General features: G+C 41.4%; 6 protein-coding genes, 14 tRNA genes and 2 rRNA genes (1 of these 22 cut by a window edge). 2 read left to right on the top strand and 20 right to left on the bottom strand.

Annotated elements, in window-relative coordinates:
* Window positions 1-46 precede the first annotated feature (46 nt).
* A complete protein-coding gene (locus tag MKY27_RS01200; RefSeq protein WP_339197010.1) occupies window positions 47-1,519 on the top strand; it encodes a helix-turn-helix domain-containing protein in 1,473 nt (490 codons plus the stop codon).
* An 81-nt stretch (window positions 1,520-1,600) separates the two neighbouring features.
* Here MKY27_RS01200 and MKY27_RS01195 read toward each other — a convergent pair whose 3' ends face one another.
* Window positions 1,601-3,448, bottom strand: a complete 1,848-nt coding sequence (locus tag MKY27_RS01195) for an SLC13 family permease (RefSeq protein ID WP_339197007.1) — start codon at window positions 3,446-3,448, stop codon at window positions 1,601-1,603.
* A gap of 317 nt (window positions 3,449-3,765) precedes the next feature.
* Between MKY27_RS01195 and MKY27_RS01190 the strand changes: the two genes are divergently transcribed.
* Complete coding sequence (locus MKY27_RS01190; protein WP_339197004.1) at window positions 3,766-5,241, top strand: catalase; 1,476 nt, start codon at window positions 3,766-3,768, stop codon at window positions 5,239-5,241.
* Window positions 5,242-5,457: 216 nt separating this feature from the next.
* On the opposite strand, the gene MKY27_RS01185 is transcribed toward MKY27_RS01190, so the two are convergent.
* The 19 genes from MKY27_RS01185 to MKY27_RS01095 all read right to left on the bottom strand — a co-directional run.
* Window positions 5,458-6,387, bottom strand: a complete 930-nt coding sequence (locus MKY27_RS01185) for an AEC family transporter (RefSeq protein ID WP_339197001.1) — start codon at window positions 6,385-6,387, stop codon at window positions 5,458-5,460.
* A 156-nt stretch (window positions 6,388-6,543) separates the two neighbouring features.
* Window positions 6,544-11,238 carry an S-layer homology domain-containing protein gene (locus MKY27_RS01180; RefSeq protein ID WP_339196999.1) on the bottom strand — a complete coding sequence of 1,565 codons (4,695 nt, stop codon included), beginning with the start codon at window positions 11,236-11,238 and terminating at the stop codon, window positions 6,544-6,546.
* A gap of 227 nt (window positions 11,239-11,465) precedes the next feature.
* Complete coding sequence (locus tag MKY27_RS01175; protein ID WP_339196996.1) at window positions 11,466-12,464, bottom strand: MBL fold metallo-hydrolase; 999 nt, start codon at window positions 12,462-12,464, stop codon at window positions 11,466-11,468.
* Between the two features lie 192 nt (window positions 12,465-12,656).
* Window positions 12,657-12,728, bottom strand: a tRNA-Glu gene (locus MKY27_RS01170).
* Window positions 12,729-12,730: 2 nt separating this feature from the next.
* Window positions 12,731-12,806: transfer RNA gene (locus MKY27_RS01165), tRNA-Asn, on the bottom strand.
* 9 nt (window positions 12,807-12,815) lie between these two features.
* A tRNA-Ile gene (locus tag MKY27_RS01160) sits at window positions 12,816-12,892 on the bottom strand.
* A gap of 6 nt (window positions 12,893-12,898) precedes the next feature.
* Window positions 12,899-12,974, bottom strand: a tRNA-Phe gene (locus MKY27_RS01155).
* Between the two features lie 10 nt (window positions 12,975-12,984).
* Window positions 12,985-13,060 (bottom strand) — tRNA-Asp (locus MKY27_RS01150).
* A gap of 26 nt (window positions 13,061-13,086) precedes the next feature.
* Window positions 13,087-13,179: transfer RNA gene (locus tag MKY27_RS01145), tRNA-Ser, on the bottom strand.
* Window positions 13,180-13,198: 19 nt separating this feature from the next.
* A tRNA-Ala gene (locus tag MKY27_RS01140) sits at window positions 13,199-13,274 on the bottom strand.
* A gap of 7 nt (window positions 13,275-13,281) precedes the next feature.
* Window positions 13,282-13,358: transfer RNA gene (locus MKY27_RS01135), tRNA-Pro, on the bottom strand.
* 21 nt (window positions 13,359-13,379) lie between these two features.
* A tRNA-Arg gene (locus tag MKY27_RS01130) sits at window positions 13,380-13,456 on the bottom strand.
* A gap of 27 nt (window positions 13,457-13,483) precedes the next feature.
* A tRNA-Leu gene (locus tag MKY27_RS01125) sits at window positions 13,484-13,572 on the bottom strand.
* A 4-nt stretch (window positions 13,573-13,576) separates the two neighbouring features.
* Window positions 13,577-13,651: transfer RNA gene (locus MKY27_RS01120), tRNA-Gly, on the bottom strand.
* A 50-nt stretch (window positions 13,652-13,701) separates the two neighbouring features.
* Window positions 13,702-13,777 (bottom strand) — tRNA-Lys (locus MKY27_RS01115).
* A 6-nt stretch (window positions 13,778-13,783) separates the two neighbouring features.
* Window positions 13,784-13,859: transfer RNA gene (locus tag MKY27_RS01110), tRNA-Thr, on the bottom strand.
* Window positions 13,860-13,869: 10 nt separating this feature from the next.
* A tRNA-Val gene (locus tag MKY27_RS01105) sits at window positions 13,870-13,945 on the bottom strand.
* A gap of 9 nt (window positions 13,946-13,954) precedes the next feature.
* Window positions 13,955-14,070: ribosomal RNA gene (rrf, locus tag MKY27_RS01100) — 5S ribosomal RNA — on the bottom strand.
* Window positions 14,071-14,253: 183 nt separating this feature from the next.
* A 23S ribosomal RNA gene (locus MKY27_RS01095) occupies window positions 14,254-17,009 on the bottom strand (it continues 173 nt past the right edge of the window).

The raw sequence follows: 17,009 nt of genomic DNA, 5'->3' as shown, positions 1-17,009 counted from the left end.
TTTAGTATTTATATATGAAATAGTAATTATTAAAGGTGGTGTTTGATTGAAAATCTTAATTGTTGAGCGGGATTTTGAAGAAATTGCAGGAATTGAGTGGTATTCAAAAAATTATTTTATGCGGAATATTGAAGTAGTTGGTGTAATAGATGGCAGTAGAATAATTGAAGCATTTGAAGAAACACGGCCGGAAGTACTTCTTATAGAAATGGAACTTGTTTCTCCTTCTATAGAGCAGTTTTTACAAAAACAGGCCATTCCCGTTATCGGTATTACAGCGGAACCTATCTTTCAGCAGGCAATGAAAGCAATCCGCTTAAAAGCGATCGATCTTTTTGTGAAGCCTGTGCCATTGGAGCAATTAAAGTCTGCTTTGCTGAAAATCCCTTCGACTAAGCCGGCAGCTACTTCAAAAAGTACTGTTCCAGTCGAGACGCAATTATATTCGGATTTGTATTTAAATAAGCCAGGGAATTTCTCTTTAGATGGAAAGTCCTTCTTTTTAATTGAGTGTGCAGATTACAAGCATAATTTAATGCTGTATGAGTGGCTCATTGAACTGCCTATTTTTCATAATCTCTTAGCCTTGCCGCTGCAAAACCGGGTGATTTGTATTGTTGAAATCGATGTTTTTACCAATCTATTCAGACAGCTTCGAATCATGAGCCAGGAATGGGAGAAATTCAGTGGGGAATCGCTCAATATTGCTGTTTATGACGGTAAGGAGACAACATTGCTTACTATGTATCAAGCATGTAAAAAGACTTTGGCGCAGCGCTTTTATAAAGGGTATTCCCATATTTTTAAAAGCTCGCAAACACTCCATGTGACAAGGCTTGATCCGCTTTTAACTCCTGAGGAACAGCAGCTTTGGATTACAAGCCTTGAAAACGGTGATTTGAAAGCAATTAAAACTTTTTTATATACGCTAACAAAAGGTTCTACCTATTACCATCAGGATGATGTGCGAATTCATTTGACGAGTATTTTAGCGCAAATCCGCCGATTTATGATGAAGTATCATCTGCAGCAGCAAGCAAAAATGGAACAGCAATACCGCTCACTGTTCCATTTTATTTTAGAGCATCCGATTTTATATGCGATTGTACAGGAGTTTATTTTATTTACACAACGCTTGATCGATGCGAGAAAAAATTTGCAGCAACAGCAGATTGCTGACTATACGGAGCTGGCTGTTGAAATAATCGAGCGCTATTATACTAATGCTGAGCTGACATTACAACATGCCGCAAACGAATTAAATATAAGCACCAATTATTTGAGCAATGTGTTTTCAAAAAAACGCGGCATACCATTCAAGAAATATTTGCAGCAGTATCGCGTACAGCAAGCCGAAAAGTTATTAATAGAAACGAGTTTGGGAATCGGATCAATCGCAGAAATGGTCGGCTTCACAGACGGCAATTACTTCACTAAAGTATTCCGGGAATACTACCAGTTAACCCCTTACCGCTATAGATTGCAGGTAAGGAAAACAGCCGGTTCAGCAAAAAATTAAGTTCAATTCCGGGGACGCTTTCCGCGGAATAGAACTCAACAAGTTATTGATCACAAAACCGAAATTGTTCCAATAATCACTTTAAAACGGAAACAACAATGGCACCGCAATCATCATGACGATAAACATAATAACCTGTAACGGAACACCAACTTTGACGAAATCCATAAATTTATAGCCGCCAGCTGTTAAGACAAGGGAGTTTGTCGGAGATGCAATCGGTGTTGCAAACGCCATACTCGCAGCAGTTGCTACCCCGATCATAAAGGTATACGGGTTCGCATCCATAGCAAGTGCTGCAGTGATGGCAATCGGCGAAAAAAGTACCGCTGTTGCCGTATTACTAACAAATTGCCCGAAAACAGCTGTCAGTAAATAAATCCCCATCAATACACCATATGGTCCGAAATCGCCGAGCACACTGATAATGCCTTCTGCGAGAATCGTCATCCCCCCTGTTTTCTCAAGCGCTGTCGCCATCGGAAGCATTGCCGCTACGAGTACAATACTTTCGAAGTTCATTTTACTGTAGGCATCATCCATATTGCGCAGACAGCCTGTAATAATCATAAGAACGGCCCCGATTAATACCGCAATGACGGCATCAAATACTTCAAATACCATAAGCCCGATCATCAGCAGCATAATCATACCGGCAATCGGTGCCTTTCCGTTTGCTGCAATGGCTCCTGCTAATTCGCGTGGTTGTCCGACTACGACCACATCTTGCGTTTCGCGGGACAACAGCTCGATTTCATCCCATGTCCCCTGCACTAAAATTGCATCACCGAAACGTAGCTTCTGGTCGGCCATGTTTTTCAGTAAGTAGTCACCTTTACGGTTAATCCCCAAAATGTTCAAATTGTATTTTTCACGGAATCCGATTTTACTGACCGTTTCCTTAATAAGACGTGATTGCGGTGTTAATAATACTTCCGCCACACCGATTTTTTTCGTAACGAGCTCTTTCGCATGATTTTCAAACGGCTGAACGGTCAACGCAAAATCATGGGCAAAGCGTGCTACATCATCTGCCATACCTTGAACATACAGCTCATCGCCGACATGAATAACACTTGTCGGACCCGCCAGCTCCTGGTACGTCATCGGCCGTAAATTAAGTCCTTCCTGTGCAGCACCGTGTTTAATTTTCATAATATAAATATGATAAGTTGCCGGAAGCTTCAAATCAGCCAGCTTTTGTTCCGAGATTGTCGAATGCTCGGTAACGGCAACGCGGAACAGTTTATCATGCAAATCATATTCCTTGGCAATTTTCTTTGGAGAAAGCTTATAGCCCGCACTTGACTGCGAACGGTTTTCTTCATTCGGCAACAGCACATTACGTACTGATACTAAATAAATTATGACGGTAATCGTCGCAATAATTCCGATTGGAGTTATTGTGAAAAATCCAAGTTTTTCGAAGCCGTGATCAACAAGTGTTTGCGAAGCGATCAGGTTTGTCGGCGACGCAATTAACGTCATCAACCCCGACATGCTCGCAATGTAGGATAGCGGCATTAAAAATTTGGACGGGCTCACTTTAATGCTGATTGCTATTGACACAACAATCGGCAGCATTAACGCGACCGTACCTGTATTGCTCATAAACGCCCCGACAATTGCGACAATGACAAGCAGCAGAATAAAGAGACGGAGCTCATTATCCCCCGACCATTTTAATAGAAGATTTCCTGCCATACCGGCAAGTCCCGTTCTTAAAATACCTGCCCCGACAACAAATAGCCCTGCTATCATAATAACTACAGAATTCGAGAACCCCGCCAGCGCTTCAGCAGGTGTTAAAATATTCAGTATAACAAATGATAATAATGCCATTACTGCGACAAGATCTGCCCGCAATCGATTCGTCGTAAATAAAATAATCGTAACTGCCAAAATGATAAAAGTTAATGTAAGTTGCATAACCATGTCCTTTCGTATGGTAATCGCCTCTATTATATAGAAAATAATAGAAGAACTCCTCACATTTGTCGATTAACAAAGAAAAAGCTATTATTAACCAAAAACGTGGAGCAATGTTTACCTTTCCCCGCTAGGAAAAGGTATAATTTACTAGAAAACTATATTATCCGAATTTTCCTTAATGTCTATTTTCAATAACCAATTCTTTAATATAAAGATTCCTTAAAAAGAATTATTATAATCTAGTAGAAATTATGATTTAGATTTGTTATATTATTTAAGAAGAGTTTTTCAAAAAATATTAGGAGGAACTACATATGACAAATGAACGTTTAACAACTATTACTGGTGCTCCAGTAGTATCAAACGACGATGTACAAACAGCTGGTCGTCGTGGTCCAGTTTTATTACAAGATGTATTTCTAATTGAGAAATTAGCAAACTTTAACCGTGAAGTAATTCCTGAGCGTCGTATGCACGCAAAAGGTTCAGGTGCATTCGGTACATTTACTGTAACGCATGACATCACAAAATATACAAAAGCAAAAATTTTCTCTGAAGTTGGTAAGAAAACAGAAATGTTTGCACGTTTCTCAACTGTAGCAGGTGAGCGCGGTGCGGCTGATGCAGAGCGTGACATTCGCGGTTTCGCATTAAAATTCTATACTGAAGAAGGTAACTGGGATATGGTTGGTAACAACACACCTGTATTCTTCTTCCGTGACCCATTACACTTCCCGGATTTAAACCACGTTGTTAAGCGTGATCCAAAAACAAACATGCATAACGGTAACTCAAACTGGGATTTCTGGACTTCATTACCAGAAGCGTTACACCAAGTAACAATCGTAATGTCTGACCGTGGTATTCCAAACGGCTACCGCAAAATGCACGGATTCGGTTCTCATACTTACTCAATGATCAACGAAGCTGGCGAACGCGTATACGTGAAATTCCACTTCCGTTCTCAACAAGGTATCGAAAACTTAACAGGTGCAGAAGCTGCTGAAATTATCGGTAAAGACCGTGAATCTTCACAACGTGACCTATTCGAGTCAATCGAAAAAGGCGATTTCCCGAAATGGAAAATGTACATCCAAGTGATGACTGAAGAGCAAGCTCGCAACTCTAAGGACAACCCATTCGACTTAACAAAAGTTTGGTACAAGTCTGAGTACCCACTAATGGAAGTTGGGGAATTCGAATTAAACCGTAACCCGGAAAACTACTTCGCTGATGTTGAGCAAGCTGCATTCGCTCCATCAAACGTTGTACCTGGTATTTCATTCTCACCAGACCGTATGTTACAAGCGCGTCTATTCGCTTACCAAGATGCAACTCGTTACCGTTTAGGCGTTAACCACCACCAAATTCCTGTAAACACACCAAAATGCCCATTCATGGTATATCACCGTGATGGACAAGGCCGTGCTGACGGAAACCGTGGTGCAGCTATTACTTACTATCCAAATAGCTACGGTGCCCTACAAGGTCAATCACAATACAAAGATCCTGCATTAGCTCTTGATGGTCCAGCTGACATCTACGACTTCCGTGAAGATGACAACAACTACTTCGAGCAACCAGGTAAATTATTCCGTCTTCAAACACCAGAACAGCAACAACGTTTATTCGAAACAACTGCTGCTGAAATGAACGGTGTTGAAGAATTCATCAAACGTCGTCACATTTTACACTGCTACTTAGCGGATCCAGCATATGGTGAAGGTGTAGCGAAGGCAATGGGTCTTTCATTAGATGGTATGGACCTTTCAAACCCATACGTAAAATAATATAAGTATGTATTAACATGTACTCTATGAATTTAGCTTCTTGCTCAAATTGTTAAATTCACTAGCTTTTCATATCTAGTGTTTACTAGATTACGAAAGCGTTATTGATATCCAACTATAATCGCTTACAACCGCAAGTATCTGAGGGGATACTTGCGGTTTTTATGTAAAAAGAGCTGCAGTAAAAGTTGAATTCACCTTTACTGCAGCCCTTGTCTATGCAAATAAAATTGTCGATAAATAAATTACAACCGTCACTGTTAAACAGCTGATAATCGTTGAAAACAGTACTGTCTGAGCTGCTGTAGCTGATTCGATATCATACTCAAGCGCCAAGCTGGAACTGTTTCTGGATGTCGGGAATGCACTTGCGATAAATAGAGACTGTGCCACTACCCCATCCAGGCCAAGTGCGAAAATAATGAGAAGTGCTGTTGCCGGACCGACTATCAACCGTGTAAAGCAGCTGACAAAAATAGTTTTATTGAACATTGTCCGCATTTCAATTGTAGAAAGCTGTGCCCCTAATGTAATAAGGGCAACCGCCACAAATCCGCCTGCAATATGTTCAAGTGGAATACTGAATGTTTCCGGGATCGGGACGTGAAAGTAATTCAATGCCGCGCCTATAATTAGCGCATGAACGATCGGCATTTTCAAAAAGTCCCGGACAATTGCTATTCCGGATTTTGTTGATGAGATTAAATTATACAAGCCATATGTATAGGTCGTCATATTTTGAAAAATAACAAGAATGACTTGAATCGCTACCCCAATCGGCTGCGTTGCGAATATCATTTGTGCCACCGGAATTCCATAGTTGCCCGAGTTGATAAGGACAACACTGTTTTTGAAAACAGCCGATTCCTTTTTATCAAGTTTTAACATTTTTGCGAGCAGCTGACTTAACAGCATTTGCGCACCGATAAACAAAATAATAAAAATCGTAATTTGTCCGAGTACATTCATTTCAATGGAAGTTTCATAAATATTGATAAACACTGCTGCCGGCATAAAACAGTATGTAATGAGTTGGGATAAGGCTTTAAGGTTAAACTGGAACTTGCGCTGTAAAATAGCACCTATAATAAGTAAAATTAAAATCGGTGCAACAATTTTGAAGAAAATCATCGATAAATAGACCATGCGAAAACTCCTTTTGTGCATGTGTGCTGTAGTTGTTAATTATAGCGCATTTGTAAAGGAGTTGTCAGAGCATCCGACTCCTTTTTCTATCCCAACATAGCTGTTTTCCACTAAAAAACCTATGACTCCTGAGTGGGAATCATAGGTTTACGAATTTTATAAGTAGTCGATTGCTATTAATGCATTGTATATAAGCTCGGCAAACTCACCGCGCGATAATGCTTTCTCCGGATTAAATAGGCCTTCCCCATCAACAACTCCAAATAGCTCTAAAATCGCTATGCTTTGACGTGCTTCAAATGTCAGGTTTGCGATATCTGTATAGCTGAAGTTTAGTTCATTATACGCTTTCGCCAAATCCTGATTTAAGTAACGGTACATGTTGGCTATAATGATGGCTGCTTCCTGCTTTGTCACAGAGGCATTAGGTCCAAACCGGCTCGATGTAGCCCCGCTCATAATTCCCGCTTCCAATAAACCTTGAACGAGTTTCAACTGCTGTGTATTGGCTATATCCATATATTTTGATTTAGTGTTACTCGATACATCAAGTGCAGATGCAATCATCACTGCAACATCAAGTCTGCTTACTTGTTTAGAGCTTTGCACCAGGCGGTTTTTTGTATTAAATAGTATACCGCGCTTTGTCAGCTCCCGTATCGCACGTCCTTGGTCATTATTTGGAATATCCGTATAGATGACATTGCTGTTCGCTGCTTTAAATGTACCACCCGTCGCTGTACGGATAATGAATGTTGAGCCATCCACTTTAAATGATGACGGTGACGTACCTGTTGAGGTAACACGCTGAACAACTTGCGAAGTATTCGCTTTTAATTTTGATACCGGAACATGAACTTCTACTGTACTTGCAAATGTTTTTGCACGATTTCCTTCTGTAAACTGAATGTTCAACTGGTTATTCGTCACACTTACAGACACTCCAACCGCTGCTGTAGAGCTTTGAATTTCTGATGTAGGAATAACAATTTCAATATCTCCTGCTTTTAAACGGATATTCCGGTCTGCGTTGTTTTTCACTTGAGAAGAAGTAATCTGTGTTGAATAGCGTCCATTTTGGTAAGTCATCGTCTCATATTGTGACCAGCTTGCTGTTTTTGGAATCGTTGTCGCCACAGTACTCGCCGAATCGTCCGGAATGTAAAGCGGGTCGTATGATGGCTTTTCAATGACTACTCCACCAGGCTTTATATCATGGATATAATCTGGATAGTACGTATACACAAGCTCAATATAATACGGGTCTCTCCACATTGTTTCAAGACGGACAAGCTTTTCCAATGTTGTTACATGTCTTTTTGCTTCCGCCGATAAGTTGTTGTATAGTGAACGGGCTTTTGCAATTTCCTGTGTTGTCGAACTACGGCTAACATCATTCATGTAGATATCGAATGCATTGGCATCAAGCTTTGCCTGCTTCACAACTGTATTTTGATAAATAATATAGCTCTCGCCATCAATTAAAATATTGAGGTTTGTTACAAACGATTTCGCAAGATCACTTAATGCGTTGTACGCCATTCGAATACTCTTGATTTGAGCATCAGTGTATTTCGTTTTATCAATGCGATTTATACGATCCATCACAACTTTCGCTTCTTTTTCAGCCTGTGCAATTTGCGACTCCAATACTAATTCAAAATACTCTAGATTTTCCAATACTTTCTTAGGAACTAGCTTTTTTGCTTCTTCTGTCAAATCAGTATAAGCATCACGAGCAGCTTTAATTTCATTTGGTGTTGATTCATTATTAAGAACCTGAATTAGTTCAACTACCTTTTCAGCTGCAATTCTGTTTGAAAGTTCTATTTCCAATGCTTCTAAAGCTTCTATAAGTAAATCAAGTTTCCCATAATTCTTTATTTTCACTTGCTGTTCTTGTGTAAGCTCATTATAAGCAGCACGAACATTTTCAATATCTTCTTTTGTCGATTGACTATCTAATGCTTCAATTGCATTATTTACATCATCGATTGCTTTTTGAAAAGCTGTTGCATCCTTTGATACTTTATCCCATAATCCCAGTAATTTTTCTTTGTTTGTTACAAGATTTTTTACCTCATCTGATAATGCCTGATAACTTTGATAAACGGCCTGTACTTCTGAATAAGTTGATTCCTCAGATAATAGCTCAATATTTACAATAATATTTTGTGCTTCTGCTGTAAGTAGCGCTTCTTTAATCCATTTTTCTTGAGCGTTTAACTCTTTCAATTCCTCGATAAAGAACTTTTCAAAACGGCTATCCGTAGCAATTAAATTCGTATATCGCTGTCTTACTTCCATAATAGTTGTTGCCGAAGATTCGTCATCAAGGGCACCCATTTCAATTATTAATGGCTTTGCTGAATTAATAGCTAACTCTTTCAACTGACGGTATTCAACTAACTTTGTTCTTACATCTGTTGATAATAATGCAATCGCTTGTTCTTCTGTAATACCTAAATTGGCAGCAACTACACTTACCGTATCTGCTGATGTGACCTGGCTTACTAAATTGTCTAAAGAAGTCATTTCTGCAAAATCCAGCGCTGTAATTGCACTTATCAAAGCTTTTAATGATACATCTTCAGAAATTACATTTATGCGATCAATTAAAGCTTTTAGTTTTTCAGTATTTTCTTCTGAAATAGCATTTTTCTGTGCTAGCTTCATGTCATTATATAGTGATTGCGCCTGTTGTACTTTACTAACAAAATCATCCGTAATAGTATCGGATATTGAAAGACTGTCCATCAACTCATTGAATTTTTTTATTTGACCCTTCATCGATGTCATTAAGGCAAGCTTTTCATTAACTATATTGCCATCAGCACTTTTAATAATATGTTTTTGACTTGAGAGAAGATCATCGTACTGTTTTTCTATGACTTCCATAGTTGTTATAAAATCCAATGCCTCTTCATCTATAATCTTTACTGTATTAACAAAATCCTCTGTATCTCGACGAAGATTTACTGTACGTTCACGATAAGTTTCAATATCACCCAGTCCTGGAACGCCGTTTCGAATCGATGGTAAATAACTATCAAATTTTTCCAGAAAATCTTCAACAAATACGATGAAATCCGGAATTTGTGCAAACGGGTCTTCATTTGTCACGCTCGCTACTTTTGAATCTAAGTTCTTTTTTAATTGACGTGCAGCATCAACCTTTTTCACCGCTTCTTGTAAAATAGAATAATTATAAACCGCCATTTTATTACTAAGTCCATTATAGGCACTTAATGCATCATCGACATTTTTAACATAACTTTCATCCATTTCATCTAACTTGTTGATAATATCCACAACGGCAGATGTTTTTACATCGCTGGTCAAAGTTCCTTCGATTTCTACAAGTTTTTGATAATTAGATACTAGTAATCGCTGCCCTTCTGTCAGTGCCAAATATAATTGACGTGTGGCCATTACCGCTTCTTTAAACTTTTGTGTAGTTTGATCTTCTGTATCTACTAATTTCTGAATTTCTGAATTCACCTTATTTGCCAACTCATTATTCAAATCTTCTATCCGTGACAATGGCAAAAATCCAGATTCTCCATCAATTGTTTTATAATTTAAAATATTTGTACCTAATTCAATCGACTGCAACTGCTCTTTTAAAATCAATTCAAGTTTGCTTGAATTAAGTTCATATCGATATAAATACTTTCCTTGACTATCATTTATAAAATATAAGTACTTCCTTACAACTTCAATATTTGCTGCATCGCCAGACGTTTGCTCATAATAAACAATACGACCTGTACCTGTCGTTGCATTACTACGGTCAATTGCTAATGGAGTTGATGTAAGTGAAGTTAAATCTAACTGATATATTTCTCCTGATGTTTGTGCATTAGGATAATATATATGAGTTGTTGATTGTGCTTGATTGTCGATTATTTTGAAATAATTGTATGTTGTATCTGTAATTTCAGCGTTTTTTTCACTTAAAATACGACGCTCATTTGGTGTGTATGTCAAGAAATGGCGATATTGAATACGCTTGTCGCTTTTTTCTGCTGAATCATCACTTGCTGCATCAAGGTGATACCACTCCGTACCGATTTTTACAATATTCCATGAACGATATTCTCCATTTACAATTCCATATACATATCGGACTTCCATTGATGGAACTTGTTTTAGTAGAGTATACATCCATAAAGCATAGGCATGGGATGATAATCCGCTTATTGAAGCTACACTATGATTGGTAGCTACATAATGCGTATTTTGAATTACATAGTCATGAATAACTTTAATTTTTGCAACTTGACCTGTTGCCTCATCTACCTTTGACTTAATATCACTATACTTAGCCTTTGCAGCTATAAAGTTAGTAGGTTGACCATTTGTGATGGTATCGTAATAGTTAAGCGAGAAATCTAATTTTACCGATGTTAATACATCATCATTTTTTGTTTCAGTCGCTTTTACACGCATATTATTAAAAATCCCATAAATTTCTGTTACATCAAATGTTACAGTGTCATTAGAAGAAGTTGTTACAACTTTTGATGTGTTTAATTCAGATAATACTTCTCCCATTAATTTCTCAATTGCAATTTTATATGAAGCAATTTCTGTACCTGTATATGTAATCGTAAATCCTTTATTAAAATTCGCCAACTCAAACAAAATCTGATTTTTCAAATCTTCTTCGTTATCTATTGAAAGTGTTTTTGTGCTTGTTTGTTCTATAAATGAGGAATTACCTGTAAAGCTATTCTTAAATTCAAAAGTTTGTGAAGTAGTCATTTCCTCAGCCTGCACTACCCCTGCAACAACAACACTAGCAGGAACTGCAACTAATGCTGCTAATATCTTTTTAGATTTATTCATATAAGATTTCTCCTTAATATTTCTATTTATGTACATAACTCAATACTTTTTATATCGGTTCATATTCCATATTTTAGAACAAAAATAGGTAGTTAATTATAAAAAAGAATGTATTTATGACTGTAGGAAAGGTAAATATTAGAATATATTTTTATACTCCAGATTATTCCGAGTGAAAATATGAACTTATAGAAAAAAGGAGGCTATTATACCCCCGGACAGCTGCTTCATTTATGCTCAATCAAACTTTTAATCGTAAAATACCACTCCCCGTTACGCAGTTCACGCACAATTAAACCGCGTTGTTCTCCAAGGAGCGTTAACCCGATTATTTCAGAAATGATAAATGTAAAATATTTTGTAAAGCGCTCACCGTAGATTACTTCTCCTAACTGTTTCGCCGTATGATGGCCTTCACTAATTTTGGATATAACCTTTTGCAGTTTGTATTCTATTTTACTTAAGCTTTTCTCCATCACTTCATTTAAGTTTTCATAGATTCCTTTATGGCCGGCAAACACGGTATGCACATTATAAGTATTCATTTTTTCAATCGAATCTATATATTGGCTAAACGGGTTCGTTATGGTTCCTGAATCGTCATGATCAATTAGAGCACTGGTCATGCCGGTAGATAACAAAAAATCTCCCGCAAACAACCAGCCCGTCTCCTCATCAAACAAACAGATTGAATCCGGTGAGTGTCCCGGAGCAGCGATTACTTGTAATCCTCCGACTTCTTGACCTTCCCTCAGTTTCAAAATCTGCGGATAGATTATCACATGTTCTTTATTGTGAAGCGTATTCTCCATTTTTAACATTCGTTCACGGGCAAATTCCGGTACGCCGTATTGCTCGTACAATTCATAGTAAAAGGTAAGCTTTTGCTGTAAGTAATCATCTTCACATTTTAGACGAGGAATGGCGATATGACTGGCATAGACAGGGATCGGATAAACATTCGTAATTTGATTTACCACCCCTATATGGTCATTATGAAAATGTGTTAAAATAATACGGGTAATTTGGTTAATTTCAATATTATAGTCTTTCAATTTCTGATAAAAAAACTGCTCAAATTCCTCATTTTTTATGCCCGCATCAATTAATGTATAGTCTTCACCATTTTGATAGACATAACAGTTAATACTTCCCAATCCACTATAGTCAGAAGGGAAAATAATCGGGTAGACTGCTTTATTACCTGTTTTTATTATCGCATTCACTTTTCCACCTGCTCCCACTGTTTTATGCAGAAAGGGCTTGCCCCTATGTTCTTTTCAGACAGCCCTTTCTATTGTAACTTTATAATACCTTACTATGAGTACATCAAACAGCCGATGCTTTCGTCAAGAAATAAAGAAAACATCAAAAAAACACATTGCAAAATATGCAATGTGTTTTCATTCAAGTGTATATGACCCGTACGGGATTCGAACCCGTGTTACCGCCGTGAAAGGGCGGTGTCTTAACCACTTGACCAACGGGCCAATGGCTCCGAAGGCAGGACTCGAACCTGCGACCTGCCGGTTAACAGCCGGATGCTCTACCAACTGAGCTACTTCGGAATAATACTATGGTGGGCCTAAATGGACTCGAACCATCGACCTCACGCTTATCAGGCGTGCGCTCTAACCAGCTGAGCTATAGGCCCATAGTATGGTGGGTTTGGACGGAATCGAACCGCCGACACTTAGAGCTTCAATCTAATGCTCTACCAACTGAGCTACAAACCCATAAAAAAAATGGCGGTCCCGACCGGGATCGAACCGGCGATCTCCTGCGTGACAGGCAGGCATGTTAACCGCTACACCACGGGACCAACATTTGAAGAAAAAAATATTAAAATGGAGGAGGTAGAGGGATTCGAACCCCCGCGCGGTGTTACCCGCCTGTCGGTTTTCAAGACCGATCCCTTCAGCCAGACTTGGGTATACCTCCAAAGGGAATAAAATATAAATGGTGGAGCCTAGCGGGATCGAACCGCTGACCTCCTGCGTGCAAGGCAGGCGCTCTCCCAGCTGAGCTAAGGCCCCAAAATGATGGTCGGAATGACAGGATTCGAACCTACGACCCCTTGGTCCCAAACCAAGTGCTCTACCAAGCTGAGCTACATTCCGAATATGTCAGTAAATATATTATGGCGCGCCCGGCAGGAGTCGAACCCACAACCTTCTGATCCGTAGTCAGACGCTCTATCCAATTGAGCTACGGGCGCGCATTATTAGAAATAAGAATTATAAAATGGTGCCGAGGGCCGGAATCGAACCGGCACGGTGATCACTCACCGCAGGATTTTAAGTCCTGTGCGTCTGCCAGTTCCGCCACCCCGGCATTTTGGAGCGGAAGACGAGGTTCGAACTCGCGACCCCCACCTTGGCAAGGTGGTGTTCTACCACTGAACTACTTCCGCAAAATGCTTAAGATCATTTATATCTGACAGTATGTATAATTTTATAAAACTGGTGAGCCATGAAGGACTCGAACCTTCGACCCTCTGATTAAAAGTCAGATGCTCTACCAACTGAGCTAATGGCTCTCTAAATGGTGCCGGCGAAAGGAGTCGAACCCTCGACCTACTGATTACAAGTCAGTTGCTCTACCAACTGAGCTACACCGGCATTTTAGAAATGGTGGAGGATGACGGGCTCGAACCGCCGACCCCCTGCTTGTAAGGCAGGTGCTCTCCCAGCTGAGCTAATCCTCCAATATTCTAGCGAAGCGACGTCCTACTCTCACAGGGGGAAGCCCCCAACTACCATCGGCGCTAAAGAGCTTAACTTCCGTGTTCGGTATGGGAACGGGTGTGACCTCTTTGCCATCATCACTTCACTATTACGGCTTCCAATACACGGCGCTATCCTTCGTCAACTTCCTTCGTTCTTTCAGTCACGTACTTGAGTACGCTCCTTCAATCACTCAGTCGTTTCCTCGACTAGCTTGTGTCTTGAAACCCTTAGAAAGATCATTCTTTCAAAACTGGATAAACGTTTCATTGAGTTTGTGCAATAAAATGTGGTTAAGTCCTCGACCGATTAGTATTCGTCAGCTGCATGCGTCACCGCACTTCCACCTCGAACCTATCTACCTGATCGTCTTTCAGGGGTCTTACTTACTTGCGTAATGGGAAATCTCATCTTGAGGGGGGCTTCATGCTTAGATGCTTTCAGCACTTATCCCGTCCATACATAGCTACCCAGCGATGCCTTTGGCAAGACAACTGGTACACCAGCGGTATGTCCATCCCGGTCCTCTCGTACTAAGGACAGCTCCTCTCAAATTTCCTACGCCCACGACGGATAGGGACCGAACTGTCTCACGACGTTCTGAACCCAGCTCGCGTACCGCTTTAATGGGCGAACAGCCCAACCCTTGGGACCGACTACAGCCCCAGGATGCGATGAGCCGACATCGAGGTGCCAAACCTCCCCGTCGATGTGGACTCTTGGGGGAGATAAGCCTGTTATCCCCGGGGTAGCTTTTATCCGTTGAGCGATGGCCCTTCCATGCGGAACCACCGGATCACTAAGCCCGTCTTTCGACCCTGCTCGACTTGTAGGTCTCGCAGTCAAGCTCCCTTATGCCTTTACACTCTACGAATGATTTCCAACCATTCTGAGGGAACCTTTGGGCGCCTCCGTTACTCTTTAGGAGGCGACCGCCCCAGTCAAACTGTCCGCCTGACACTGTCTCCTACCCCGCTAAGGGGCATGGGTTAGAAGTTCAATACAACCAGGGTAGTATCCCACCGACGCCTCCTTCGAAGCTGGCGCTCCGAGATCTCTGGCTCCTACCTATCCTGTACAAGTTGTACCAAAATTCAATATCAGGCTACAGTAAAGCTCCACGGGGTCTTTCCGTCCTGTCGCGGGTAACCTGCATCTTCACAGGTACTATAATTTCACCGAGTCTCTCGTTGAGACAGTGCCCAGATCGTTACGCCTTTCGTGCGGGTCGGAACTTACCCGACAAGGAATTTCGCTACCTTAGGACCGTTATAGTTACGGCCGCCGTTTACTGGGGCTTCAATTCACAGCTTCGCTTGCGCTAACCGCTCCTCTTAACCTTCCAGCACCGGGCAGGCGTCAGCCCCTATACGTCACCTTACGGTTTTGCAGAGACCTGTGTTTTTGCTAAACAGTCGCCTGGGCCTATTCACTGCGGCTTCTCTAGGCTATGCACCCAAAGAAGCACCCCTTCTCCCGAAGTTACGGGGTCATTTTGCCGAGTTCCTTAACGAGAGTTCTCTCGCACACCTTAGGATTCTCTCCTCGACTACCTGTGTCGGTTTGCGGTACGGGCACCTCTCACCTCGATAGAGGCTTTTCTTGGCAGTGTGAAATCAGGAACTTCGCTCATACGAGCTCGTCATCACAGCTCAACGTTATAGTATGCGGATTTGCCTACATACACGCCTTACTGCTTGAACACGCGCAACCAACGGCGTGCTTACCCTATCCTACTGCGTCCCCCCATTTCTCAAACGGTGAGGAGGTGGTACAGGAATATCAACCTGTTGTCCATCGCCTACGCCTATCGGCCTCGGCTTAGGTCCCGACTAACCCTGAGCGGACGAGCCTTCCTCAGGAAACCTTAGTCATACGGTGCATGGGATTCTCACCCATGTTTCGCTACTCATACCGGCATTCTCACTTCTAACCGCTCCACCAGTCCTTCCGGTCTGACTTCAACGCTGTTAGAACGCTCTCCTACCACGCATACTCAAAGTATGCATCCACAGCTTCGGTGAATCGTTTAGCCCCGATACATTTTCGGCGCAGCGTCACTCGACCAGTGAGCTATTACGCACTCTTTAAATGATGGCTGCTTCTAAGCCAACATCCTGGTTGTCTAAGCAACGCCACATCCTTTTCCACTTAACGATTACTTGGGGACCTTAGCTGGTGGTCTGGGCTGTTTCCCTCTTGACTACGGATCTTATCACTCGCAGTCTGACTCCCGTGTATAAATATCCGGCATTCGGAGTTTGTCTGAATTCGGTAAAGCGAGATGCCCCCCTAGTCCAAACAGTGCTCTACCTCCGGTATTCTCAATCACGAGGCTAGCCCTAAAGCTATTTCGGAGAGAACCAGCTATCTCCAGGTTCGATTGGAATTTCTCCGCTACCCACACCTCATCCCCGCACTTTTCAACGTGCGTGGGTTCGGGCCTCCAGTGAGTGTTACCTCACCTTCACCCTGGACATGGGTAGATCACCTGGTTTCGGGTCTACGACCACGTACTAATTCGCCCTATTCAGACTCGCTTTCGCTGCGGCTCCGTCTTCTCAACTTAACCTCGCACGTAATCGTAACTCGCCGGTTCATTCTACAAAAGGCACGCTATCACCCATTAACGGGCTCTAACTACTTGTAGGCACACGGTTTCAGGATCTATTTCACTCCCCTTCCGGGGTGCTTTTCACCTTTCCCTCACGGTACTGGTTCACTATCGGTCACTAGGTAGTATTTAGCCTTGGGAGATGGTCCTCCCGGATTCCGACGGAATTTCACGTGTTCCGCCGTACTCAGGATCCACTCTGGAGGGAATGAACTTTTGACTACAGGGCTTTTACCTCGTTTCGCGGACCTTTCCAAGTCGCTTCGTCTAGTTCATTCTTTTGTAACTCCGTATAGAGTGTCCTACAACCCCAAAGAGCAAGCTCTTTGGTTTGGGCTCTTCCCGTTTCGCTCGCCGCTACTCAGGGAATCGAATTTTCTTTCTGTTCCTGCAGGTACTTAGATGTTTCAGTTCTCTGCGTCTGTCTTCGA

This window comes from Solibacillus sp. FSL R5-0449, assembly GCF_037975215.1.
Taxonomy (GTDB): Bacteria; Bacillota; Bacilli; order Bacillales_A; family Planococcaceae; genus Solibacillus.
Note: the sequence above shows the minus strand (reverse complement) of the source record. Positions and strands in the feature narration are given on the sequence as shown.

Coding starts and splice junctions, on each gene's coding strand:
- MKY27_RS01195 (WP_339197007.1), bottom strand. CDS start 3,448: ATGCAACTTACATTAACTTTTATCATTTTGGCAGTTACGATTATTTTA.
- MKY27_RS01190 (WP_339197004.1), top strand. CDS start 3,766: ATGACAAATGAACGTTTAACAACTATTACTGGTGCTCCAGTAGTATCA.
- MKY27_RS01185 (WP_339197001.1), bottom strand. CDS start 6,387: ATGGTCTATTTATCGATGATTTTCTTCAAAATTGTTGCACCGATTTTA.
- MKY27_RS01180 (WP_339196999.1), bottom strand. CDS start 11,238: ATGAATAAATCTAAAAAGATATTAGCAGCATTAGTTGCAGTTCCTGCT.